This window comes from Acidiphilium acidophilum (genome assembly GCF_033842475.1).
In the GTDB taxonomy this organism is placed as follows: domain Bacteria; phylum Pseudomonadota; class Alphaproteobacteria; order Acetobacterales; family Acetobacteraceae; genus Acidiphilium; species Acidiphilium acidophilum.
On the sequence record NZ_JAWXYB010000018.1, the window covers coordinates 3,099,620 to 3,125,225 of the forward strand.

20 protein-coding genes are annotated in these 25,606 nt (G+C 61.8%); 5 read left to right on the top strand and 15 right to left on the bottom strand.

The window, feature by feature from the left end; genetic code table 11:
- Positions 1–54 precede the first annotated feature (54 nt).
- On the bottom strand, positions 55–3,657 hold the full coding sequence (locus SIL87_RS17385; protein ID WP_319615408.1) for a hydantoinase B/oxoprolinase family protein: 3,603 nt from the start codon (positions 3,655–3,657) through the stop codon (positions 55–57).
- Positions 3,658–3,696: 39 nt separating this feature from the next.
- Complete coding sequence (locus SIL87_RS17390) at positions 3,697–4,326, bottom strand: hypothetical protein (RefSeq protein WP_319615409.1); 630 nt, start codon at positions 4,324–4,326, stop codon at positions 3,697–3,699.
- Between the two features lie 159 nt (positions 4,327–4,485).
- Here SIL87_RS17390 and SIL87_RS17395 point away from each other — a divergent pair, with 159 nt between their 5' ends.
- Positions 4,486–6,777 (top strand): FdhF/YdeP family oxidoreductase, encoded by a 2,292-nt coding sequence (locus SIL87_RS17395; RefSeq protein WP_319615410.1) that lies wholly within the window; start codon positions 4,486–4,488, stop codon positions 6,775–6,777.
- Positions 6,778–6,924: 147 nt separating this feature from the next.
- Here the strand turns inward: SIL87_RS17395 and SIL87_RS20175 are convergent, their stop codons facing one another.
- Genes SIL87_RS20175 through SIL87_RS17405 form a run of 3 tightly spaced genes read right to left on the bottom strand, consistent with a single transcriptional unit; the run spans position 6,925 to position 10,380 of the window.
- A complete protein-coding gene (locus SIL87_RS20175; protein WP_405055242.1) occupies positions 6,925–7,164 on the bottom strand; it encodes a class II glutamine amidotransferase in 240 nt (79 codons plus the stop codon).
- Between the two features lie 2 nt (positions 7,165–7,166).
- Positions 7,167–8,579: a bifunctional enoyl-CoA hydratase/phosphate acetyltransferase gene (locus SIL87_RS17400; RefSeq protein WP_319615411.1), complete on the bottom strand. Its 1,413-nt coding sequence runs from the start codon at positions 8,577–8,579 to the stop codon at positions 7,167–7,169.
- Positions 8,580–8,589: 10 nt separating this feature from the next.
- A complete protein-coding gene (locus tag SIL87_RS17405; RefSeq protein WP_319615412.1) occupies positions 8,590–10,380 on the bottom strand; it encodes a PHA/PHB synthase family protein in 1,791 nt (596 codons plus the stop codon).
- A gap of 277 nt (positions 10,381–10,657) precedes the next feature.
- On the opposite strand from SIL87_RS17405, the gene SIL87_RS17410 reads away from it, so the two are divergent.
- Genes SIL87_RS17410 through SIL87_RS20180 form a run of 4 tightly spaced genes read left to right on the top strand, consistent with a single transcriptional unit; the run spans position 10,658 to position 15,267 of the window.
- A complete protein-coding gene (locus tag SIL87_RS17410) occupies positions 10,658–11,185 on the top strand; it encodes a hypothetical protein (protein ID WP_319615413.1) in 528 nt (175 codons plus the stop codon).
- Positions 11,186–11,219: 34 nt separating this feature from the next.
- Positions 11,220–12,578, top strand: coding sequence for a hypothetical protein (locus SIL87_RS17415; RefSeq protein ID WP_319615414.1), 1,359 nt, complete (start codon positions 11,220–11,222; stop codon positions 12,576–12,578).
- Positions 12,575–14,926: an HAD-IC family P-type ATPase gene (locus tag SIL87_RS17420; protein ID WP_319615415.1), complete on the top strand. Its 2,352-nt coding sequence runs from the start codon at positions 12,575–12,577 to the stop codon at positions 14,924–14,926. The genes SIL87_RS17415 and SIL87_RS17420 overlap by 4 nt, the downstream gene beginning before the upstream one ends.
- Positions 14,927–14,946: 20 nt before the next feature.
- Positions 14,947–15,267, top strand: a complete 321-nt coding sequence (locus SIL87_RS20180; protein ID WP_405055243.1) for a hypothetical protein — start codon at positions 14,947–14,949, stop codon at positions 15,265–15,267.
- On the opposite strand, the gene SIL87_RS17430 is transcribed toward SIL87_RS20180, so the two are convergent.
- The 10 genes from SIL87_RS17430 to SIL87_RS17475 all read right to left on the bottom strand — a co-directional run bounded on the left by SIL87_RS17430 (position 15,256) and on the right by SIL87_RS17475 (position 25,487).
- Complete coding sequence (locus SIL87_RS17430) at positions 15,256–16,368, bottom strand: ABC transporter permease (RefSeq protein WP_319615416.1); 1,113 nt, start codon at positions 16,366–16,368, stop codon at positions 15,256–15,258. The two genes, SIL87_RS20180 and SIL87_RS17430, sit on opposite strands and share 12 nt — an antisense overlap.
- Positions 16,369–16,371: 3 nt before the next feature.
- The gene (locus SIL87_RS17435) at positions 16,372–17,487 is read right to left on the bottom strand and encodes an ABC transporter permease (RefSeq protein ID WP_319615417.1); all 1,116 of its coding nucleotides are present in this window, start codon (positions 17,485–17,487) and stop codon (positions 16,372–16,374) included.
- On the bottom strand, positions 17,484–19,304 hold the full coding sequence (locus SIL87_RS17440; RefSeq protein WP_319615418.1) for an ATP-binding cassette domain-containing protein: 1,821 nt from the start codon (positions 19,302–19,304) through the stop codon (positions 17,484–17,486). Before SIL87_RS17440 ends, SIL87_RS17435 begins: the two co-directional genes overlap by 4 nt.
- Complete coding sequence (locus tag SIL87_RS17445) at positions 19,288–20,340, bottom strand: efflux RND transporter periplasmic adaptor subunit (RefSeq protein WP_319615419.1); 1,053 nt, start codon at positions 20,338–20,340, stop codon at positions 19,288–19,290. Before SIL87_RS17445 ends, SIL87_RS17440 begins: the two co-directional genes overlap by 17 nt.
- A gap of 8 nt (positions 20,341–20,348) precedes the next feature.
- Complete coding sequence (locus SIL87_RS17450) at positions 20,349–21,536, bottom strand: thiolase family protein (RefSeq protein ID WP_319615421.1); 1,188 nt, start codon at positions 21,534–21,536, stop codon at positions 20,349–20,351.
- Positions 21,537–21,738: 202 nt separating this feature from the next.
- Positions 21,739–22,206: a VOC family protein gene (locus SIL87_RS17455; RefSeq protein WP_319615422.1), complete on the bottom strand. Its 468-nt coding sequence runs from the start codon at positions 22,204–22,206 to the stop codon at positions 21,739–21,741.
- A gap of 10 nt (positions 22,207–22,216) precedes the next feature.
- Positions 22,217–22,426 carry a hypothetical protein gene (locus SIL87_RS17460; RefSeq protein ID WP_319615423.1) on the bottom strand — a complete coding sequence of 70 codons (210 nt, stop codon included), beginning with the start codon at positions 22,424–22,426 and terminating at the stop codon, positions 22,217–22,219.
- Between the two features lie 80 nt (positions 22,427–22,506).
- The gene (locus tag SIL87_RS17465; protein WP_319615424.1) at positions 22,507–22,704 is read right to left on the bottom strand and encodes a hypothetical protein; all 198 of its coding nucleotides are present in this window, start codon (positions 22,702–22,704) and stop codon (positions 22,507–22,509) included.
- Between the two features lie 14 nt (positions 22,705–22,718).
- Entirely contained in the window at positions 22,719–23,858 is a 1,140-nt protein-coding gene (gene cydB / locus SIL87_RS17470; protein WP_319615425.1) for a cytochrome d ubiquinol oxidase subunit II, read from the bottom strand.
- A 12-nt stretch (positions 23,859–23,870) separates the two neighbouring features.
- Positions 23,871–25,487: a cytochrome ubiquinol oxidase subunit I gene (locus SIL87_RS17475; RefSeq protein ID WP_319615426.1), complete on the bottom strand. Its 1,617-nt coding sequence runs from the start codon at positions 25,485–25,487 to the stop codon at positions 23,871–23,873.
- Positions 25,488–25,606: the final 119 nt, after the last annotated feature.

The window sequence follows — 25,606 nt, forward strand, 5'->3', positions numbered from 1 at the left end:
CGCGCCTGGGCGTTTCGCAAAACCTTGCAAAGCGTCGATGCCGGATTTTGTTGTTCAGCTGCGACGGCCGTAGCCTCCACCGCCCGGAGTTGCGATGCCGAATATGTCCCCCGGAGCGATGGAAGTCTCCGCTCTGCCGGGCAGGATTTCACGGGTTCCACCGGCACGTTCGATCCATTGCCGGCCGACCGCACCGTCATCTCCGCCATCGAGACCGAACGGGGCCACCTCGCGGCGGGAGGCAACGATCATCGCCGTCATCGGGGCATGAAAGCGCAGACGGCGGATTGCGCCGTCGCCGCCGCTCCAGGCTCCCGCACCACCTGAGCCGCGCCGGATCGAGAACTCCTCGACAGTGACCGGATAATTCAGTTCCAGAACCTCGGGGTCGGTCATCCGTGTATTGGTCATATGGGTTTGGACGGCAGAGGCGCCCGCGAAACCTCGGCCCGCACCGGCTCCCCCGCAGATGGTTTCGTAATATTGTCGCTTCGCATCTCCGAACAGGAAATTGTTCATCGTCGCCTGGCTGCACGCAACCGCGCCGAGTGCGCCGAACAGAGCGTTGCACACGGCTTGGCTGACCTCGGTATTCCCGGCGACAACGGCGGCACCGGAGGCGGGGGCGAGGAACGATCCTTCCGGGATGATGAGCTCGATCGGATCGAGACAGCCTTCGTTGAGCGGGATGTCTTCGCCGACCAGGCAGCGAAAGACATACAGCACAGCGGCCTGTGTGATCGCGCGCGGGGCGTTGAAATTACCACTGTGCTGTGCGCTGGTGCCCGTGAAATCCACCGTCGCGCGACGCGCCGCCCGATCGATAGCGACGCGCACCGCGATGACGCTGGAATCATCCATGCGATAGATAAAGCGCCCCTCGCCGATCCGGTCGATCACCCGGCGAACATGCTCGGCGGCATTGTCCATCACATGGCGCAGATAAGCCGAAGTCAGCTTCCAGCCGTGCCGGGCGACGATGGCATCCAAGCCCGCTGCCGCCGCGTGATTGGACGCTATCTGGGCCTTGATGTCGGCAATGTTCTGCTCTGGATTGCGTGCCGGGAAACGAGCGGAAAGCAGGAGATCGCGCAATTCGACCTCGCGGAACCTGCCCTTATCGAGGAGCAGAAAATCGTCGATAAGCACGCCTTCCTCGACAAGGGTTGTCGCATTTGGCGGAGTCGATCCCGGCGTAATGCCGCCGATATCCGCATGATGCCCGCGCGCACCGGTAAAGAAGCGGATTTCGGTACTTTCGGGGTCGAAGACCGGGGTGATGACCGTGATATCGGGCAGATGGGTACCGCCCGCGCTCGGATTGTTCAGGGCGATCACGTCGCCGGGACGGAGAGTGCCCCCGCGGGTCTTGATGATATGGCGCACACTTTCGCTCATCGATCCAAGATGGACCGGCACGTGCGGCGCATTTGCAATCAGGCGTCCTTCAGCATCAAACACGGCGCAGGAGAAGTCGAGCCTTTCGCGAATATTCACGCTCTGTGCCGTGTTCTGCAAAACCGCGCCCGCCTGTTCGGCGACACTCATGAACAGGTTGTTGAAGAGTTCGAGAAGAACCGGGTCAGGTGGCGCATCCGGATCCGGCACCCTGCCGTGCGCCTCGCCCTGGCGGCGCAGGATCAGATTGTCGGGCGCGGCGATCTGAGCGATCCAGCCCGGCTCGACGATCGTGGTTGCATTGGCATCGCAGATGATTGCCGGACCGGAAATTTCATCACCGGAACGCAGATCGAGCCGGTCGAATATGCTGGCATGATGCGCCTCGCCCCGGCTCCAGATCGACCCTGTATCGACCGGGGTCAAAGCCGTTTCCCGTCTCGGTGGGGTCTGTTCATGAACGCTCTCGCCCGGCGCGATCGCTTCAACCGATACGGCATCGACGATGACCGGGCGGCCCGGAATCGCAAAACCGAATCGGGTCTCATGGGCTTCGGTGAAAGCAGCCACGCGGTCGGTCACGTCGGCAGGGATCAGCAGAATGGCCTCGGTTGCGTCGTAGCGCAGGTGAAGCTGTGCCGTAACACGAATTGTCGCGGCATCACCGCCCTGCGCGACCACCGCCGCGCGGGCTTCATCGGAGAGAGCGGCGATCGCGGTGTCGATTTCGGCTGCCGAAGCTGCGAGTGGCCGTTCGATGGCACACTGACGCACGGTGCCGAGTTCAGCGAGGCCCATGCCGAACGCGGAGAGAACGCCTGCAAACTTATGGATGAAGACCGTATCCATTCCAAGCGCTTCGGCAACCAGACAGGCGTGCTGCCCGCCGGCGCCGCCAAAACAGGTGAGAACGAAACGCTGTGGATCCTGACCTTTCTGGATTGAGATTTGCTTTATCGCCTTCACCATGTTTGCGATCGCGATTTCGAGAAAGCCTTCCGCGATCTCCTGGGGGAGGCGGGAAATGCCTGTCGAGCGCTCAACCTCGCGAGCGACCGCGGCGAACCGTTCCTGAACGATGTCGGCATCGAGCATTTGATCGCCGTTCGGGCCGAATATCGCCGGGAAATGGCCGGGCTGAATTTTGCCGAGGCAGAGATTGGCATCCGTAACCGTAAGAGGACCACCGCGCCGATAACACGCCGGTCCCGGGTTGGCGCCCGCGGATTCAGGACCAACCCGGAATCGCGCACCGTCGAAGTGCAGGATCGAGCCGCCTCCGGCCGCGACCGTGTTGATCGCCATCATCGGCACACGCACCCTGATGCCGGCGATTTCGGTATCGAAGCTCCGTTCGAACGTGCCATTGTACAAGGCGACATCGGTGGAGGTGCCGCCCATGTCAAAGCCGATGATGCTGCCGAAGCCGGCGGCCTCGGCTGAACGCACGGCGCCGACGATGCCGCCGGCAGGGCCGGAAAGGATCGCATCCTTGCCCTTGAAGCTCGACGCTTCCGCAAGCCCACCGTGTGACTGCATAAAATAGAGGCTGGTTCCATCGAGCGATTGCGCCACTTTATCAACATAGCGGCGCAGGATCGGCGAGAGATAGGCATCGACCACTGTGGTGCCGCCACGTGGCACCAGGCGCAGCAGCGGACTGACGTCATGGCTCGCCGAAATCTGGGTAAATCCAGCTTCGCGCGCGATGTCGGAAAGTCGCCTTTCATGAACTGAATTTTTCCAGCCGTGCATCAAAGCGATCGCAACAGCTTCGATGCCGTCCGCTTTTGCGGCGTCCAGCGCCGACCGCGCTGCCTTTTCGTCGAGAGGCGTGGTTTCGGTGCCGTCGACACCGATCCGGCCATCGACTTCGATGACCGTCTCGTAGAGCATCGAAGGCAGTTTGATCGCGAGATCGAACAGGCGGGGCCGCGCCTGGGTACCAATCCGCAATACGTCGCCGAGGCCACGGTTTGTGACGAAGGCTGTGCGGGTGCCCTTACGTTCGAGCAGCGCGTTTGTCGCGACGGTCGTACCCATCCGGACCGAATGGATACGTTCGGACGGGACCGGGTCGCCGTGCGCGACCCCGAGCACATCCTTGATTCCGGCTATTGCCGCGTCGTCGTAGCGTTCGGGATTTTCACTCAGCAGTTTGCGTGTGACGAACCGTCCATCCGACGCCACGCCGATCAGATCGGTAAATGTGCCGCCCCGATCGATCCAGAAGCGCCAGTCCGTAGCAATGTGAGTCACTGAACAATCTCCAGGGCATTTGGTCACAAAATCGGTGGATTACGAAGCCGCGCCGATTGTTTGCACGTTTGAAATCCGGCAGGCAGGTACCCAGCGGTAAAGGATCGCCGGCAGGCCGAGTGCCAGCATGATGTTGATGAAAGGCGCGAGCACAGACAGATCCGATCCAAGAACATGTAATTCGAGCGGGATCGACACAACGAGACTGATCACCAGAGTGATCATCCCAATAGGCTCGAAGCCGCGTAACCGAGCGGGATCGATTTCCGGGGTTTGCGCGCCCGGCCTGCCAGTCAGCCAGTAATATGAAATCACACTGGCTCCCCAGGCCATGATGAACAGTCCTTCGATGGTCAGCACCTCAAGCAGATGGGTGAAGATGCCGAGCGCGATCAGCAATACTCCAGCGACCGCGACGACCATTGCCGCCGCCGATCGTATCCACGCCCGGTCCTTCACGCCGACCATGCCCAGCGTGTTGGAATATGCAAGCGATCCGCTATACACGATGCGGAGGTAGCCGGTCTGCTTGAGCGCTCGATGGGATCGGGATCGCCGCAATACCGCCAGCCATCGTTCGGGATGATATCGCCAATGGCCGGCTTGTCCGGCTACGGAGCGGCCATCGGCTTCGGGATCTTGGTTTCGTTGCGGCATGGGCTGAAACATCCGAGAAATTCCTGATCTCCGGCATCGCGGATCTCGCGGCAGAAAGCGCCCTGTGACCTGACCGGGGTATACCTCCTATGGCCTCAGAAAGCCTGGAGGAGCTTGCGCCATGAGGGGAAATCTTCGATATCCAATGATATAAGGTTAGGATCTCGACTGATGGCAGAGCAAGACGAGTTTTTCGCCCCGTATGACGCTCCGGCTGGAGGCTGGGGCGCGTTGGCTGCAACCGCAAAAGCCTTACGCCGGCAAAGCGTTGTGGCGCGCGGCAGCAAGGCGCTGTTGGCCGCGAACCAACCTGAGGGGTTCGATTGTCCGGGTTGCGCCTGGCCAGATCCGAAACATACTTCGTCCTTCGAATTCTGCGAAAACGGTGCCAAGGCAATCGCTTGGGAAGTAACAGACAAACGGGTAACGCGTGCCTTCTTCGAGCGCCATACCGTGACCGAATTGCTGGCTGAGACCGATCTTTGGCTTGAGGAACAAGGTCGGCTGACCGAGCCAATGCGTTACGATGCTGCCACTGATAAATACGTCCCCATCGCATGGAACGAAGCTTTTGCGACCATCGCGCGCCATATTCACGCGATGGATCATCCGGATCAGGCCGAGTTCTATGTCTCCGGCCGCACCTCGAACGAGGCAGCGTTTCTGTTCGCGCTGCTCGGCCGCCTCGTCGGCACCAATAATTTCCCCGATTGCTCCAACATGTGCCACGAGCCGACCAGTCGGGGCCTGCCGCTCTCGATCGGCATCGGCAAGGGCACCTCGGTGCTGGAGGATTTCGAACACGCCGACATGATCTTGAACATCGGTCAGAACCCCGGCACCAATTCGCCACGCGCGATGGGCACGCTACGCGATGCCGCCAAGCGCGGCGCGCGGATCGTGGTGTTCAACCCGCTGCGCGAGCGGGCGCTCGAACAATTCGCCGACCCCAAGAGCACACAGGACATGCTGTCCAAGGGCGTGAAAATCGCGCATCTCTATTGCCAGGTGAAGGTCGGCGGCGATGCCGCAGCGCTGAAGGGCGTGATGAAACTTGTGATCGAGGCCGAGCGCGCGGCCAAGGCCGAAGGGCGGAGCGGTGTGCTCGATCATGATTTCATCGCAGCCCACACCCACGGGTTCGAGGATTTTGTCGCGGATCTCGACGCGACCGACTGGGCTGATATCATCGAAACCTCCGGCCTCGATCGCGCGACGCTTCAACAGGTTGCGGACATCTATTGCGAGGCCAAATCGGTCATCCTGATGTATGGCATGGGCATCACCCAGCATCGCCACGGCTCGGAAAACATCCAGCAATGCGTCAATCTGCTGCTGTTGCGGGGCAATATCGGTCGGCCCGGTACCGGTATTTCACCGGTGCGCGGCCATTCCAACGTGCAGGGCGACCGCACAGTCGGCATCGATGAAAAACCGACCGAAGCCTATCTCGATCAGTTGGCCAAGGTGTTCAAGTTCGAGCCACCCCGCGCGCACGGGCATGGCGTGGTCACCAGCATCGAGGCGATGATCCGCGGCGAGGTGCGGGTGTTCCTGGCGATGGGCGGCAATTTCGTCGCCGCCGTGCCCGATACGCCGGTGGCCGCCGCGGCGATGCGCAGCGTCGCTCTGACGGTCGGGGTTAATACCAAGCTCAATCGCGGCCATCTGGTCCACGGCAAGGAGGCGCTCATTCTGCCTTGCCGTGCCCGCAGCGAACTCGACGAGCAAGACGGCGTGCTGCAATCGGTCACGGTCGAGGACAGTATGAGTTTTGTGCACGCCTCTGGCGGCCTGCTCGAACCGGTCAGTCCGGATCTGATGTCCGAGGTCGCGATCGTATGCGGCATGGCCAAAGCAATTTTCCCTGACCGTTACACCCATATCAACTGGGACGGCTACGTTGCGGATTACGACCGGATCCGCGACGATATCGAGGCGGTCTATCCCGATTTGTTTCACGATTTCAATCGCCGGGTGCGTCAACCCGGCGGGTTCCGACTGCGCAATCCAGCGAGTGAACGAATATGGCACACCAAATCCGGACGTGCCAATTTTCTGGTGTTCAAGGGCGTTGCGGAGGAAAAGTCCCGTAACAATGAACCCAAAGTTCTTCGCCTCGCCACGCTGCGAAGTCACGATCAATACAACACGACCATCTACAGCAATAACGATCGGTATCGTGGCATCACCGGTACTCGCATGGTAGTCCTGATGAATGAAGCGGACATGATGGAGCGCGGAATCATGCCGGGTGACAAGATTCGGTTACGCACAATCTCGACTGACGCAACCTTACGCGTGGTCGAGAACCTTACAGCCATAAAATATAACATCCCGCGTGGTTCGGTAGGTGCATATTATCCTGAAACCAACGCGTTGTTGCCGCTGAGTCATCACGATGAACTAGCAGAAACGCCAGCGGCAAAGTCGATCCCGGTACTAGCAGAGGCAATGGGCTGACAGAATTACAGCCCTGTAATTCTTCGGGCATACAGCTCAGCCGGTCAGTTGCTTCATGGTGCGAAATTGACATACAGCTTGATGTGACCTGTCAGTCGCTATCCATGGGCGCTGAAACCATCGCAGGTTTGTGCGATCAACCCATCATCAAGCTGCCCGCCGCGACGGCAGCCTGATCAACCCGGCCAACCCAGCCGGAGAGCGCGATGAGGTAGCCAATTCTACACCACGCAATGGGGCACGATCGAACGCGTCGGCACCATCATGTAAGGCACCCCCCCAACCATCGCCCAAATGCCGGGCGGGATCGCCATGTGCGGCAAGCGCCGACATGGACAGGGCGACACGGGTGGGAATACGTGTGGAAATACCCAGCAATTCGCACATGATCAGCGCGCCTGATGCGCCGCCATCAGTAACGCGACGGCACAGGAAGCAAGCCGGGTCGCCACATTGTCGGCACGGCTGGTCAGAATGATCGGGACCCGCGCCCCTACCACAACGCCCGCCGCATCGGCACCGGCGAGGAAGGTGAGTTGCTTGGCCACCATGTTACCTGCCTCGATATCTGGCACCAGCAGAATATCGGCCTGACCGGCAACCGGAGAGACGATGTGTTTCTCCGCCGTCGCCATCGGGCTGACCGCATTATCGAACGCGAGCGGTCCATCGATGATGCCACCGGTGATTTGGCCGCGTTGGCCCATTTTGCACAGGGAAGCGGCATCGAGCGTCGAGGGCATCGCGGGATTGACGGTCTCCACCGCCGCGAGCACGGCGAGTTTCGGGCTCTCGATGCCGAGCGCATGGGCAAGGTCGATCGCGTTCCGCGCAATATCGGCCTTGGTCGCAAGGTCAGGAGCGATGTTGATTGCGGCATCTGTCACGAGCAGCGGGCGGGGATAGCTGGGCACATCCATCACATACACATGCGACAAACGCCGCCCGGTGCGCAGGCCTCCGTCCGTCATCATCACCTCGTGCATCAGTTCATCGGTGTGCAGGGCGCCTTTCATCAGCAGTTTCGCCGTCCCGTCGCGCACCAGCTGCACCGCGCGGGCGGCTGCGGCGTGGCTGTGCGGCACATCCTCGATCCTCAGGCCGGTCAGGTCCAGCCCGGCGGCAGTGGCAGCGGCCTCGATCTTCGCGATCGGCCCGACCAGGATGGGAATGATCAATCCGGTGGCGGCGGCAGTGAGGGCGGCGCGCAGCGTGAGTTCGTCGCACGGATGCGCGATGGCGGTGGTGTAGGGCCCGCGCGACTTCGCTTCGGCGAGCAGCGTATTGAACCGCTCATGCCGGGTCAGCCGCACCTCCGGCAGCGCCATTGCCGGACGGCTGATCTTCTCGGTCGGTGCTTGTACGATCGCGGTGCCACGCAGCACGGTAACATTATTCTGATTGACGGCGAGACATTCGAGGCTGAGCCGGTGTTTTTCCGCAGTCCGCTCCGTCACGGTGACGCTTGCGGTAATCCTGTCGCCGGGTGCGACCGGTGCACGGAACTGGAGCGTTTGATCGAGATAGATTGTCCCGGGACCAGGCAGTTTCGTCCCCAGCACCGCCGAGATCAGTCCTGCCGTCCACATGCCATGAACGACAATGTGATGAAACATGTCGGTGCGGGCATAATCGGCGTCGAGATGGGCGGGATTGATGTCGCCGGAGATATAAGCGAACAACGCGATATCATCGAGCGTCAGCGTCCGGCTGACCGAGGCGGTGTCGCCGATCGCGATCTCGTCGAACACGCGGTTCTCGATCGTCCCGCCGGTAAGCGGGAGGCGGTTGAAAGCATCCATATCCGATTTCTTAGCGTTCGTGGATGTAGATGCCGGGTGCCGCACCGAGCGGCGGATAGCCCGCCGCTTCGCGACCCAGCGGTGGGGGTGCCACGGGCTCACCCGAAAGCCTGTCGAGAAAACTCCGCAATGCCGGCCACCAGGACCCCTCCTGGATCGGCGCTGCCCACCGCCAGTCTTCCGGAGATAGATAACGCTCGCCCGGGGCGCGGAACTGCATTGCGAAATGACGATCCCTGTGGCCCGGTTCGCTCACGATGCCGGCGTTATGGCCGCCAGAGGTCAGCACGAAGGTGAGCGGACCACGATTGAGCAAATGCAGCTTGTACACTGAATGCCAGGGCGCGATGTGGTCGCGTTCGGTGCCAACCACGAAGAAGGGGATCTGGATGTCGCCAATCGCGACTGGCTGGCCACCCGCCTGCAACCGCCCTTCGGCCAGGTCGTTGTGCAGGAACAGATGGCGCAGATATTCCGCATGCATCCGGTAAGGCATCCGGGTGGCATCCTCGTTCCACGACATCAGATCATTCGGATGTTCCTGTTCGCCGATGAAATAGCGCCGGATCATCCGCGACCAGATCAGATCGTTCGAGCGCAGCATCTGGAACGCGCCGGCCATCTGGGTGGTGTCCAGATAACCCTGCCGCCACATGATATCTTCAAGAAACGCAAGCTGCGCCTCGCTGATGAACAGCTGCAATTCACCCGCTTCGGTGAAATCCGTCTGCGCGGCGAACAGCGCGAGGGAGGCAAGACGGTTGTCACCATCGCGCGCCATCGCTGCGGCGGCAATCGAGAGCAGCGTGCCGCCGAGGCAATAACCGGCGGCGTGGATTTTTGTGGCCCCGGTGATCGCGCTGACCGCATCGAGTGCCGCCATCACGCCATCGGCGCGATACTCGTCGAGCCCGATGTCACGATCCGCCTCGGTCGGGTTGTGCCAGGAGATCATGAACACGGTGTAGCCCTGGCTGGTCAGGTAGCGGACCAGCGAATTATGCGGCGACAGATCGAGAATATAGTATTTCATGATCCAGGCTGGCACGATCAGCAACGGCTCCGGCCGCACGGTCGCGGTCGTCGGCGCATACTGGATCAATTCGATCAGGCGATTGCGATAGACCACGGTGCCCGGTGTCACCGCCACGTCGCGCCCCGGTGTCAGCGGCAGATCGATTTGGCGGCGCAAAGCGACCGCTGTGTCCTGCAGCATGTTCTTCAACCCGTCGCGGATCGACTGACCATGGCTGGTGCGAGCCGCCTCCGCGACTTCGGGGTTCATGGCTGGAATATTGGTCGGCGCCAACGCATCAAGCGCCTGGCGTGCCATGAAACTCACCATGCGCTCATGTGCTGGATCGACCCCGGCGATGCCGGTGGTCGCATCGCGCCACCAGCGTTCGGCGCGCAGGAACTGTTCCTTGTAGATCCGGTAGGGCATGTCCTGCCAGCGCGGATGGGCGAAGCGTCGGTCACCGTCGGTCGGTTCGGTTTGCGCTTCGGTGAGTCCCAGCGTGATCCGTCCGATCGCGGCCCAATCTTCCATCGCCTGACGCGCCAGATCCATCCGCCGCATCGGCTGATTTGCCAGGTGAACCGCCCAGTCCCGCATTGCGAGTGCCAATCCGGCCGGAGACAGCCCGGCGGTGAATTTCGCCTCCGCGGCGTGCAGCGCGCGGTCGATCGCATCGGTCGTCGAAACCCGCTCGCGGGGTAACGGTGAGGGGGTAACAACCCGGTGCGCAGGCGGCATCAGCTGGCCAGCTGCGGGGTCGGCGCGGTTGATATCGATGTTCATGACAAAATCTCCTGCTCGGCATCGTTCACGCCGTGATGTACTGGCCGCAATCGCCAGGGATGATCGGGCCGATGATCCATTAGGTTTCGTGATACGAATCGCGCGGCCACAGCAATATCCTGACTATCGTTGGAATGCCTGTTAGTTCAGCGTATGTGCTCCGCACACGTTCGTTTGTCGTTGATCCAGGTCAAATGAACGATGTCGAGGATCAAAAATTTGGCAGTTTCTGCCCGGCGTGGATCCCGAAGATCGGGGGGGACAAACGGGATCCGGGTTGATCCAGATCAACGCACGGATGCACCGATCCGGTTACGGTGCGCGGATCGCTGTTTTGCGGAACACGTCGCGAACCAATCACCCGGGATCCGAGCATTTGCCCACTCATCAGCCCGTCGGAAACATCAGGCACCGCGAGCCAGCCCGAAAGCCGCAAGCCAGCCCGATCGCGTTGTCGATGGCGATCATGGCGGCGCCTCCCGGCCAACGCTTGATCCGCGTCCCTCTCGAAAACGTCCGATACCATCAGGCGAGATTCATCAAACTGTGGCAGGCGCGGTCAGATCGCCGGATCAGATGTCATTTCTCCAGCCATACTGCCCCCATCTCAGGCCAGTTGAAGATTGCGGGGGCTCGTACACAGGCAGGCCGCGCACATAAACGCCATGCCAGCTTCAAGGATTTCCGCCTTGCAATGCTGGAGTTCCCATGCCGCGATGGGCCCGAAAACGGGAACGACCGGTACGATGCGATCACGGAAAATTCCCGGATCATAAACCCAACAAAATTCGAACTTCTGACCTGAGCGGGATATAGAAGATTTTTAGTGGAGACTATCGATGACAAATGCAACGATGCGTAGGCTGTTCATCAGTCTGGTCGCTATACCGCCCATCTTGTTTCCCTGCATCGCCCACGCGATTCCAGCGTTTGCCGCGCAGACGGGCGAACCCTGTTCCGCCTGTCACATCGGCTTTCCACAACTCACCCCCTATGGTCGTGATTTCAAACTCGAAGGCTACATCGCCGGCGGCATGTTCCCGAGCTGGAAAAATATCGCGATCATGTCCCAGACCGGATATACCCAGCTGCACGACAAAATCGCCGGAGGCCTCAAGCCGGGCTACAAATCAAACGATGCCTGGGCCGCTGCCCAGCAATCGAGCGTGTATTACGGCGGTGCAATTGATGCCAAACTCGGCCTCGGCGCCTTCATCCAGGTGACGTACGACAACGTCGCCAAATCATGGCACTGGGACAATACCGACATCAGGCTGGCAGAACCCGGAACATTGTTCAACAAACCTCTGTTCTACGGCTTCACCTTCAACAACGCGCCGACCGTGACCGATCTGTGGAATTCGACCCCGGACTGGGGTTATCCGTTCATCCATTCCTACCTCGCCCCCAGCCCGGTCGCTTCACCCCAGGTCTATCAACTGGCACAGGAAGTCTATGGCTTCGGCGCCTATGCCGCGCTGAACGTCACCCCCGAAGACATGGTCTATGCCGAGGCGGACCTCTATAAATCGCTGCCCAATCAAATGAGCTACGCGCTGGGTGTCGGCCCCGCGACCCAGGATGATGGCGTGATCCCCTACGCTCGCCTCGCCTTCCAGCGCACCTGGAACAGTTATTCCTTCGAACTCGGCGGCTATGGCCTGATCGATAATCCCTATCCCGAGGGTGTGGTCAGCGGCGCGACCAATCACATCACCGATCTGGAAGTCGACACCCAGTTCCAGTGGATCGAACCGCAACAGGCATTTTCGCTCCAGGCCAGCTTGATCCACGAATCGCAGGATTGGAATGCCAGCTACGCCCAAGGCCTGACATCAAATCGCAACGACCACCTCAATGACCTGACCGTGACGGCCTCGGAACTGATCCACCAGACCTACGGCATCACCGAATCCTACAATGAAATCGATGGTAACCCCGACGACAATCTTTATCCGCCCGGCCCGATTTCCGGCAATCTCGACGGCAAACCGGATTCCAGGAGCTGGACCACCGAACTCGACTATTATCTGTTCAACAAAGGCGGTCCGGCCTGGCTTCCCTGGCTGAACGCGAAATTCTTCGTCGAGGACACCATCTACCCGACATTCAACGGCGGTCCGAACAATTACGACGGCGCGAACCGCAGCGCCGGCGCGAATGATACGGTATTCAGCGGCGTCTGGGTGGCATTTTGAACGACGCCTCACCACCGGCCACCGCCGCTGATCACGCTCGCCACACAAACGGCCTGTCCAGCGCGCAGGCCGCCGCCCGCTTCGCCCAGTACGGCCCCAACGCCACGCCGGACACCACGGTCGGGTTCCTTCCCCGGCTGCTCGGCAAATTCTGGGCACCGGTGCCGGTGATGCTGGAAGCAGCGATCGTGCTGCAGATCGTTCTCGGCGATGACATCGAAGCCGCTGTCGTCGCCGCCCTTCTCCTGTTCAACGCCACCCTCGGCCTGTTGCAGGAAGGTCGCGCCCAAGCAACGCTGGACGCGCTGAAATCCCGCCTTGCGCTAAGTGCATCGGTCAAGCGAGACGGCGCCTGGGTCATCCGCCCCGCGCGCGAATTGGTGCCGGGCGACGTCGTGAAACTCTCACTTGGCAGTGTGGTCGCCGCCGATGTCACCCTGATCGATGGCGAGGTGCTGCTGGACCAGTCCATGCTCACCGGCGAATCGGTGCCGATCGAGGCCGTCCCTGGTCTGCAGACCTACGCCGGCGCTCTGGTGCGTCGCGGCGAGGCGGTTGCCCTGGTCACGGCAACCGGCGTCAAGACCAAATTCGGCCGCACCGCTGAATTGGTCCGTATCGCCCATGTCGTCAGCGCCCAGCAAAAGGCGGTGCTCCGGGTGGTACGCAATCTTGCCGGCTTCAACGGCTTGGTCACCCTGTTCCTGGTGGCCTACGCAATCCGCATCGGCATGGGCGGCCGCGAAATCACCCCCCTCGTGCTCACCGCGATTCTTGCTTCGGTCCCAGTCGCCCTCCCCGCCACCTTCACCCTCGCCGCCGCCATCGGTGCCCGTGCCCTCGGGCGGCAGAACGTCCTGCCGACCCGCCTCTCCGCGGTCGATGAAGCCGCGACCATGACGGTCCTCTGCGCCGATAAAACCGGCACGCTCACACGCAACGAACTGAAGGTCACCACAATCGCCCCCATGCCCGATTTTGATGAGGCGCATGTCATAACCCTCGCCGCCCTCGCCAGTTCCGATGGCGGGCAGGACCCCGTCGATGGAGCGATCCGGGACGCGGCGCAGCATGCCTCGGTCCCCGATGCCCCGGCTCTGGTCAAATTCATCCCCTTCGATCCGGCAAATAAAATGTCCGCGGCGGATGTCACCGGATCCGACAACACGCCTTGGCGTATCGTCAAAGGCGCCTTCGCCGCGGTGAGTGCGCTGACCCTGCCAATGCCGGAGGCGGCCACCACAGCGGAGGCGCTTCAGGCCAAAGGGTTCCGGGTGCTCGCGGTGGCCTTCGGTCCGGCACAGGCGTTGCGCCTTGTCGGGTTGATTGCCCTCAGCGACCCGCCGCGTGACGATTCCGCCGCTCTGATCGCGCAGTTGAAAACCCTCGGCGTCCGCACCGTGATGGTCACGGGCGACTCCCCGACCACAGCGGCCATTGTCGCCCGCGCCGTCGGACTCGACGGTCCGGTTTGCCCGGCCGGTGCCATCCCGGCGGATGTCCGCCCGGAAAGCTTCTCCGTGTTTGCCGGCGTGCTGCCTGAAGACAAGTACAAGCTGGTCAAAGCCTTCCAGCAGGCACATCACACTGTGGGCATGTGCGGCGATGGCGCGAACGACGCCCCCGCCCTGCGCCAGGCGCAAATGGGTATCGCGGTATCGACCGCGACGGACGTTGCAAAATCTGCGGCCGGCATGGTGTTGACCACGCCCGGCCTCGCCGGCATCGTCGCTGCGGTCAAGGAAGGCCGCGTCACCTTCCAGCGCATCCAAACCTACACATTGAACACCATCATCCGCAAACTGGCGACTGTGCTGTTCCTCGCCCTCGGTCTGCTGATGACCGGCCACGCGATCCTGACCCCGTTACTAATCGTGATCTATCTGATCACTGGCGATTTTCTCTCGATGTCGCTGACCACCGACAATGTCTATACCTCACCGATCCCCAACGTGTGGCGCATCGGCAACCTGACCATTGCCGGCATCCTGATGGGGCTGGGTCTGCTGGGCTTCTGCACCGGCGTTGTCGCCGTCGGCATTTTTGGGCTCGGGCTCCGCCTCGGTGCCATCCGCACCCTGGCGTTCCTCGCCCTGGTGTTCGCCAGTCAGACCTCGATCTATGCGATCCGCGAACGCCGCCACTTCTGGCAGTCGCGCCCTAGCCTATGGGTCGCTGCATCCTCTGTCGCGGCCATCGCCATCGCGGCGATCATGGCGATCGCAGGCTTTGCCATGATCGCCATCAGCCCCCTTCTTGTGCTTGCAACCCTCCTCACGGCAACGTTGTTCACCCTCCTGCTCGACACCATAAAAATCCCGATCTTCACTTGGCTTGGAATCGTGTGACTTCACGGGATTCGAACCTGATGCGGTTGGATGGCACCATCACCGCCATGCTGAGGCGCACGAACGATGCCGGGGACATGGGCGTGATCATGCCCAGCATCAGATCGGAAAGGCTGCATGTGGGCTACCAGAAAAGCAACACGCCGGGGTGCGGCAGTAGCCGGATGCCCACAGCACCTGGTTTGGGGGGCCTGTCCCGCACCGATACTGCCGAAATCCGCGCGGCCCAGTTCCAACGCCAACCTGGATTGTCGACCGATGATACCACCTTTCAGCTGATCCATGAACGCCGCGCTGATATGGTACGGCTCGATCAAGATTCGTCGTCGCTACGACACTGATCGTTTTTGGAACAGCACGGCGGCTACGGTAAGGCTGATGGCGGCCAGAACGGCCATGGCGGCGTACTGGGTGATCAGCGAGGCGAAGCTGGGTTGTTCGAGAAAGCAGCGGCGGATCACGACCAGGGCGAAGCGCATCGGGTTGATCCAGGTGAGGTCCTGCACCAGCGCTGGCATGTTGGCGATCGGGGTTGCGAACCCCGAGAGGATGATCGAGGGGACCATGAACAGGAACGCGCCGAGCAGCGCCTGCTGCTGGGTTGCTGAAATTGAGGAAATCATCAAGCCGATGCCCGTCACGGCCGCGGTAAACAGCAGCAGGCCGGTGTAGAGATCGAGCAACCCGCCGCGCAGCGGCACATCGAACCAATAAACGGCAGCGATGATGCTGACAGTCGCTTCAAGCATCCCGATGACCATGCCGGGGATGCTTTTACCAAGCAGAATGTCGAGCGGGCGCATCGGGGTCACAAGGATCTGGTCGAAGGTGCCGGCCTCGCGCTCGCGGGCGATGGATAATCCGACCACCAGCAATGTGATCACTTGAGTCAACAGGGCAACGATGCCGGGGATGATGAACCAGTGAGAGTCGAGATTGGGGTTGAACAAGGCGTGCGGATCGAGTTGCGTGGGCGGGGTGGCGCCCCCGTGATCGGCGGCCCAGGTCGCGCTGGCATCGGCGATGATGGTGTTGGCATAGCCCAGGATCAACAAGGCGGTGTTGGAGTTGCGGCCATCCACGATGACCTGCACCGGTGCCGGCTGATTGGTCAGCAGGTCGCGCGAGAACCGGGGATCGATATCGAGTACCATCTCAACCGTGCGAGAGTCGATCAACGACTGGATCTGGCGCGGGCTGTGCAGGGTGGCGACCTGCTCGAATGCGCGCGATCCGGCGAAATCGGCGACCAGATTGCGCGACGCGATCGAGCGGTCCTGATCATAGACCGCAAAGGGCACATGGCTGAGGTCGAAACTCGCGGCGTAGCCGAACACCAGTAACTGGATCAGCGGCGGCCCGACCAGCACCATGCGGCTTTTACCGTCGCGCAGGATCGCGAGGAATTCCTTGATCACGAGGGCCAGCACGCGTCCAAACATGGCTCAGTCCAGACGCTTGCGCGCGGCGAGGCGGGCGGCACCGAGAAATACCACTGCCATCATCAGCAGAGCGAACAGATTGGGCACCAGCACCGACCAGACCGTGCCGGCGAGGAACAGGGTTTGCAGGATCGACACGAAATATCGCGCAGCCACGATATGCGTGACCCATTGGATTGCCACCGGCATGCTCGCAATGTCGAAAATGAAGCCGGATAGAATGAAGGCCGGCAGGAAGGTGGTGATGATGGCGATCTGCCCGGCCACGAACTGGTTTTTCGCCACCGTGGAAATCAGCAGCCCCATGCCGAGCGAGGCGAGCATGAACAGCGCGGCCGCCAGTGTCAGGACCAGGATCGAGCCATGCAGCGGCACGTCGAACAGGAAGACCGCGATCAGCACGGCAACCACCATGCCGCCCATGCCGAGAATGAAGTAAGGGACCACTTTAGAAATCAGGATTTCATTCATACTGACCCTGGTGACCATCAGCGCTTCCATCGTGCCGCGTTCCCACTCGCGAGCGATCACCAGCGCAGTCAGCAGGGCGCCGGTCAACGTCATGATTACGGCGATCAGTCCCGGGACCAGATAGTCGCGGCTGCTGACCGCCGGGTTGAACCAGATGCGAGGCTGCATCGCGATCGGGGTGGCCGCCGTGCCGGGAATGGCTTGGGCCGCGATCCACACGAACCAGCTCTGCTGGACGTAATTTTCAATGATCCGGGCATTGTTGGCGTTGATGCCGTCAACGAAGACACCGATGGTCGGCTCGCGTCCGGCATCGAGTTGGCGGGCGAAATTGCTGCGCAGCCACATGTAACCGTCGATCGATTCGTTGGCCAGCGCCGCTTGCGCTGCCGCGGCGCTGCTGAAGTCGCGCGGGGCGAAATACGGCGACTGTCGGAACTGGGCGGTCAGACTGGCGGCTGCTGCGCTCGGCTGATCGACCACGATGCCGAAAGCAACGTGCCGGGCATCGAGCGAGACGCCATATCCGAACAGCAGCAGCAGCACCGCCGGCAGTACGAAGGCGATCGCGATCGACGAGGGATCGCGCAGGATCTGCAGGGTTTCCTTGCGGATCAGGCCGCGCAGCCGCATCAGTGAGCCACTCATACGGCCCGCGCCTCGGCGTGGGATTTCGTCTGGTCCGCCTGGATCAGGGCGATGAAGGCGTCCTCCATCGTTGGATCGGGATGGGCAGAGTCGCGGCAGGATTGCTTTAATTGTTCGGAGGTGCCCTGAGCAAGGATTTTACCCTGCGCCATGATGACCAGACGGTCGCAATATTCCGCCTCGTCCATGAAATGGGTGGTGACCAGAACCGTCACCCCGGTGTCGGCCAGGAGGTTGATGCGTTGCCAGAACTCTCGCCGCGCGAGGGGGTCAACGCCGGAGGTCGGCTCGTCGAGGAACAGGATATCGGGTTCGTGCATCAACGCGCAGGCGAGCGCCATACGCTGCTTGAAGCCGAGCGGCAGGTCGCGGCTGGTGGCATCGCGGAGCGGGCGGAGTTCAAACTCATCGAGCGCCCAGGAGGTTCGGGCGCGGCGCCGGGCGCCCCTGAGACCATACGCGGCGCTGAAGAAATCGAGGTTCTGCATCACCGAAAGATCGCCATAGAGCGAAAATTTCTGAGCCATGTAGCCCAACCGGCCACGCGCGGTGGGGGCTGCGGTACGCAAATCGAAGCCATCGACCTGCAAGCGCCCGGCACTCGCCGGCAACAGGCCGCACAGCATACGGAAGGTGGTCGACTTGCCTGCACCGTTCGCCCCGAGCAGGCCGAAAATCTCGCCACGCTGTACCGCGAAGCTGATGTCGTCCACCGCGCGAAAGGGCCCGAACCGCTTGACCAGATGATCGACCTCGATCACCGGGGCGGTTTTGCTGGCGGCTGTGGGCGTTGCCGGAGTGGCTTCGGCTGACCGGCGCGGGGGCACGCCACCGGCCCTGGAGCGGAGAAGATCGATGAAGCGATCCTCGAAGCGCGGTGGCACGCTGGTGAGAGTAACGTCCTCCAACGTCGGCTGGCCGCTAAAATCCGGTGTCTTGCCTGCATCCATGACCAGTCGCACCGTCTCGCCCTCGATCACCGCATCGGTTACGTTGGGCAGCGCGGCCAGGGTCGCCTGCAGCCGACGCTTCGGCAGGTGGGGCGAGCGGACGTGAAAACTGCGCCCCGTCATTGCGCGGGTGAAATCGCCGGGCCGACCGGCGCCGATCAGGTTGCCCTCGTGCAGAAGCAGCACATCGTCGCAGCGTTCCGCTTCGTCGAGATAGGCGGTGGAGAGCAGAACGGTCATGTTGGCGCTGCGAACCAGATGGTCGACGATCGACCACAGTTCCCGGCGCGATACCGGATCGACCCCGACGGTCGGTTCATCGAGCAGCAGCAGGCGGGGTGGGCGGATCAGGGTGCAGGCGAGGCCGAGTTTCTGTTTCATGCCGCCGGAGAGCTTGCCGGCTAGCCTCGTGGTGAAGCTGGCGAGGCTGGTCATCTGCATCAATTCAGCGTAGCGCGCCGCCCGAGCGGTGGGGACGACCCCCTGGAGATCGGCGTAGAGCTCGAGGTTTTCGGCGACGGTGAGATCATCATAGAGGCCGAAGCGCTGGGGCATATAGGAAATCATGCCCTGCACGGAGAGCGGGTCGGTGTGGACATCGATGCCGAACACCGAGATTGATCCGGAATCGGCGCGCAGCAGCCCGGCGATCAACCGCATCAGCGTGGTCTTGCCTGCACCATCCGGACCGATCAAGCCGGTGACCAGGCCGGGCGTTGTGGTCGCGCTCACGCCATCGAGAGCCACGACGTGGCGTTTGCCGACGTGGAAACGCCGGGTGATTCCGACGATCTCCAGAGCCAGAGCCGGAGCGGTTGGCGCGGGGGGTATGGGAGATGTCGTGGCGGGTTCAGTGGCCGCCGTCATGGCCGCAGACTCCAGGGCCGCGCTGATCGGCTGGGCTTGGATGTTGGGCGAGATCGATCGTCACGGTCGCTGGCATGCCGAGCCGCAATTCGTTTCGGGGGGCGCAGGCATAGACCCGGAGTTGATACACGAGCTGTGCCCGCAAATCGGGAGCTTCGACGTTCTTGGGGGTGAATTCGGCGGTGGGTGACAGATACCCGATCCAGCCGCGATAGATCCGGCCCTTGTAGGAATCGGTGGTGATGTCGGCGGCCATCCCGAGTTTGATCTTGCCGAGATCGCTCTCCGGCACATAGGCGCGTACCCAGATCGGGTTGATCAGGGCGATCGTGTAAACCGGCGTCGCAGGGAAGGCCATATCGCCCTGTTCCAGGATCCGATCCTCGATCACGCCATCCGCCGGTGCGTAGAGCCTGGTATCCTTGAACTCCCGTTCGGCCAGTTGAGCGTTGGCGACGGCGGCGCGATAGGCGGCTTCGCTGGCCGCAATGTCTTCCTTGCGTGGTCCTTTCACCGCCAGCACATAGGTCTGCTTCGCCGCCTGATAGGTCTGTTCGGCGTTCTGATAGGCGGCCAGCGCATCGTCGCGCTGCTGGCGGGTGGCCGCGTTGCCGGTCACCAGGGCGCGGTAGCGCTGGTAATTCACCTGATCGTTATGGGCAACGAATGCCAACGCGTCCATTTGCGCCTTGGCCTGAACGATGGTTTCCGGGCGGGAGCCGGCGATCAGGGCGGCCAGAACCTGCTGGAGGTTGGTGGCCTGGGCGCGGGCGGCGGCGAGCGAGGCGGCGAAGCGGCGATCGTCCATCAGGGCGATCAACTCGCCGCGATGCACCACATCGCCCTCCTGGACCAGAAGCTTGCCGATCCGGCCATTATCGTTGAACGCGGCATCGACCTCGCGGATATCGACATTGCCATACAGCGTGAGGGTATTGGCAGTGGCGATCGGGCGAGTGCGCAGGTACAGGACCACGCCACCAGCGACGAGTAAACCTACAACGGCGACACCGATCAGCCGCTTTCCGGAGACCATGACCGGACTCAGCCGATCCGTTCCAACGCCAGCGCGATGCCTTGACCTCCGCCGATGCACAGGGTCACCACGCCCCGGGTGAGATGGTCGCGCTGCATCGAATACAGCAGGCGGGTGGTGAGAACGGCCCCGGACGCGCCGATCGGATGGCCATGGGCGATGGCGCCGCCCTCGACGTTCACGATCGCCTCGTCGAGGCCGAGACGGCGGGTAACCGCGAGGGCGATGGCGGCGAAGGCTTCGTTGATCTCGATCCGCTCAATGTCGCTCGTTGTCCAGTCCGCGCGGGCGAGCGCCTGCCGGACGGCCGGCACCGGGCCGAGGCCGAACATGCCCGGCTCGACCGCGCCGATGCCCCACGCGACCAGCCGCGCCATCGGCGCCAACCCGTGGGCATTGGCAAAGGCGCTGGTGGCGACGATCATTGCCGCACCGGCGGAATTCAACCCCGGCGCGTTGCCGGCGGTGATCGTGCCGTCCTTGCGGAACGCCGGGCGCAGTTTCTCCAGGCTTTCAAACGTCGTGTCCGGACGGTTGTGTTCATCGGCATCAAAGGCGACCGGGCCACGCTTGCCGGCGATTTCGACGGGGACAATCTCGTCCTTGAAGTGCCCGGCCGCTTTCGCCGCGGAAAAGCGTTGTTGAGAGCGGAGCGCCCACGCGTCCTGGTCGGCGCGGCTGATATGGTCGAGTTCGACCAGATCCTCGGTGTGCCAGCCGGAGTGCTGGCCAGAGAAGGCATCGTTCAACCCGTCGCGCAGCATCGCGTCGAACACCGCGCCGTCGCCCATGCGCATGCCCCAACGGCCGTTGGGCAGTAAATAAGGCGCGCGATCCATGTTCTCCATACCGCCGGCGATCGCGCAATCGACGAGACCCATCGCGACATCCTGTGCCGCCGAGACGATCGCCTGCGCGCCCGACCCGCAGACGCGGTTCACCGTCATTGCCGGAATGTTCACCGGCAGTCCCGCCTCGATCGCGGCCTGTCTGGCCGGGTTCATCTTGACGCCGGCCTGGATGACGTTGCCCATAACCACGGTGCCGATCAGGTTCGGGGCGAGGCCGGCCCGATTGAGCACCGCAGTGATCGCTGCAGCTCCCAGGGTGGGGGCGGCAATATCTTTCAGCGACCCGTTGAACGTGCCGATCGGGGTTCGCATCGGGGCGCAGAGGACGACATCGTTGAGGGACATGAAAGGCTCCGGAACAGGGACATCACCGAAAGTTTCGTAGAGCCATCATCGCGGTACGTCTTTGATTTCGATCAATGAGGTCATCGGCCGGGTTGGTATCGTCCGAACGGCCGATGGGCACTGAATGGAAGCGAGCCCCGGCCTGACGCTGTTCAACCGCCCGCGCCGATCAAGGCGTCGGAGACTGAGTCGGCGGTGTCGATCATGCCGCAACCGGTTCGGTGCCGGGTACCAGATAGGTCGGCGTTTGGTCATCCGGCATTGCGGTCAGTTCCGCCGGTGTCAGCCGGGCGTAGATCTCGACACTGTAACCCGTCGGGTCGCGGAGCCAGAGTTCATGCAGGGGGAGGCCGCGCCAGGTGGTGCGTGGCGGTTTGACTATGGTCGCACCGGCGGCGACGGCCCGGTGATAGGAAGTGAGTACCGCATCGCGGTCAGCGACGCCGAGGCCGAGATGGTAGAGGGAATAGGTATCCAACGTCTCGCCCTTATCGTTGACCAGCAGAACGAAATTGAGTGCGAGATGTGGTACGATGAAGGTGGTGTAGCGCGAGGTCATGTCCCGGGGCGGGACACCGAACAAGGCTTCATAGAACAGCGTGCTGGCGCCAAGGTCGGCCACACGGATGCTCATGTGAAATTCGCGAGGTTCGGCGATCATCGCGGTCATGGGGTGCTCCTCATCGGTGGATCGGGGGTTCGGCTATGTAACCGGCGACCGTCAGGCGCAATGGCAAGGCGGCGGTGACCGGATCGGCAGCGAGACTGGCGACGGATTGGATATCGTCGTGGTGGGCATCAAACGAATTGGCACCCATCATTCCAGTCAGGGAAATTGCCGGGCGATGGTTTTCGCCTGTCACGGAAAACGTTTTTTCGTGTAGCGCCATGCGATAACGTAAAGGCCGAGATAGGCGAACGGGATGAAGATGATGAGGCCTTCGAGACCACCGAGCATGATACGGTTTTCCTATTGTTGAGGGTGGGTAGAGGCGGCAATGGCCTGCGTTTCGAACAGCACCGCACCGCTGACCGCAATCAGCACGATCATCACGGTGCCGACCATCCAGGCGAAATACCAGGGACCATAATCGCCGGCGACGACCGCCAGCGCCAATGCAAGGACAAGTACGGCGGCGAGGGCGGCGATTTTGACGAGGTTTTTCATGATTTCACGGGCTTTCAATAGAAATGGTCGTCGGCGGCAATCGCTTCTGGATTCACCTTGCCCCTCATGACCCGGAACGCCCAGCCAGTGTAGGTCACGATGATCGGCACGAACACCAATGTGAAGCCGAGCATCCAGCCGAGGTTATAGGCGCTGCCCGAGGCGTTCCAGACCGTCAGGCTCTCGGACGGCATTGACGATGAAGGCATCAGGAACGGGAACATGGCGCAGCCCACGGTGGCGATCGTGCCGATCCAGGCCAGTGCGCCCAGCCACCACCCCAGAATCGGCTTCCCGGCACGCAGTGCCAGCGCTCCGCCAAGCATGCCGCACAAGCCGATCAGGGGAAACAGCCAGAGGATCGGCACACTATGGAAATTATCGAGCCACGCGCCTGCGCGCATGACGACTGCCGGTCCCCCGAGCGGGGTGGCCGGCATGCCTGGATTGACCTTCTGGGTGAATGCGAAACCCTTGATCACCGTGATCCATACGCCGCCGATCACGAATAACGCGGCGGCCAGCACGCCCCCCGCCATGGCAAAACGCCGGGCTCGTGCCGCGATGTCGCCGCTGCCGCGGATCATCAGCATCGCGCCACCCTGATAGACCGCGAGCGAGATCGACATCACCCCGCAGAGCAGCGCGAAAGGATTGAGGAGATACCAGATAAAACTTTCATCCTGATAGTACTGCCCATCCCAGCTGAAATGAAAGCCGACACCTTGTAGTATATTGCCAAACGCGGCACCGAATACGATCATCGGCACGGCGCCCGACACCAGAAACGCCCAGTCCCACCCGGCGCGCCAGTGTCTGGCGGCAACCTTGGAGCGGTATTCGAACGCGACCGGCCGCAGGATCATGGCGAACAGCAGCAGGATCATAACGACATAGAAGGTCGAGAACGACGTGGCATAGAGCGTCGGAAACGCCGCGAAAATCGCACCGCCGCCGAGAATGAACCACACCTGGTTACCATCCCAATGCGGCCCGATCATCGCAAGTGCAGTGCGCCGCTCAGCGTCGGTCCGGCCGACGAACCGCAGCAGGGTGCCGACCCCCATGTCCATCCCCACCATGATAGCGAGGCCGCAGAGCAGGACACCCAGCAGACCTGCCCAGATCACCTTGAGCGCGATGTAGAGTTCCATATCAGACTGTCCTTATTTCCACGATTTGTCGGCGTAACCGGGCTGGCCGTAGAGCGGCCGGGCCGCAACAGACGCCGGCGGGACCGGTATTGCGTGAACCCCCGGGCCAAGGCGGGCGAATTTGAACATCAGATACAATTCGGCCGCGATAAACAGGCTGTAGAGCAGCATGAAGCCGACCAGTGAGAAGATCATGTAGCCAAGTCCGTGCGACGAAGCGGATTGGAACGTCGGCAGCCAGCCGTAGACGGTCCAGGGTTGCCTGCCGTTCTCGGCGGTGACCCATCCGAACTCGCACGCCAGGATCGGCAGCGGGATTGCAAGCATCGCAGCTTTCAGAACCAGCGGATGCTGATCGAGCCGGTTCCTCAGGCTGTAATAGGCACCGAAAGCGAAGACCACGATGAAGGCGAGCCCGAGTCCGACCATGATGCGGAACGACCAGAACTCGACGAACACGTTGGGGATGGTTTCGCGCGCGGTCTTTGCCAGCACCCCGGGCATTTCCTTCGGGGTAATCGCGGACAGATCCTGATGCGGTGCATAGCGCTGAGCGAGGAACCCATACCCCATATCCGCCTCGTGCCGATCGAACGCGGCAAGTGCAGCGGGGTCGTGGGTGGTGCCGTAGGTTTTCAGGGCGATGATGGCTTTGATGCCACTGATCGTCCTGGCCCTGGCATCCCGTTCCAGAGCGTAGACGCCAGGGATCGTGACATTCCAGCCGTGTGCGACGAGCGGGGTCAGCACGTAGGGAATCCCGATCGAGAAAGCATCTTTCTGTTTCGCGTCATTGGGTATGGCAATGAGTTTCCATGGCGCCGCAGGGCCCTTGGCGCTGTGCCAGAGACCCTCCATCGCGGCGAGCTTGGTCGGCTGCACCAGATAATCCATCCGCCCCAGCGCATCCCCGAGCGTCACGACCGCAAGAGTCGAGATCAGGCCGAACAGGGCTGCGATACGAAAGCTGCGCAGGGCGAATTCACGGTGTTGCTTGCGCAACAGATAGTAGGCGCTGATGCCCATCACGAACATTGCGCCCGCGACGTAGCCGGCGATCGAGGTGTGGACGAATTTAGCCTGGGCATCCGGGCTGAAGACCAGCGCGCCGAAACTCCTGAACTGCATGCGCATGGTGGTCGGATCGAACTTCGCTCCGGCCGGATCCTGCATGAAACCGTTGGCGATCAGGATCCAGAGTGCCGAAAGATTAGACCCGAGAGCGACGATGTATGTCACCGCCAGATGAGCCGGTTTGCTCAACCGGTCCCAGCCGAAAAACATCAAACCGACGAAAGTGGACTCCATGAAGAACGCCATCAGCCCTTCGATGGCGAGTGGAGTGCCAAACACATCGCCCACGAAATGCGAGTACATCGACCAGTTGGTGCCGAATTCGAACTCCATGGTGAGGCCCGTGGCGACGCCGATGGCGAAATTGATACCGAACAATTTGCCCCAGAACAGCGTCATGTCCTTATAGATTTTTTTGCCGGTGATGACGTAGACCGTCTCCATCGCCGCGAGCAGGAAGCTTAGCCCCAATGTAAGAGGCACGAACTGGAAGTGATACAGGGCCGTGAGGGCGAACTGCAGGCGTGACAGATCGACGATTGTCGGATTGATCATGAGCCGGATCCCTGAGTGAAGCAGCAACAAGGGGCGAACCCCAACCGTGCATTCGATGAATGCACCTCCGTCTCTATCAGAGGCACCAACGCGGCTCCTTGATCTGGATCAAGAGCGCA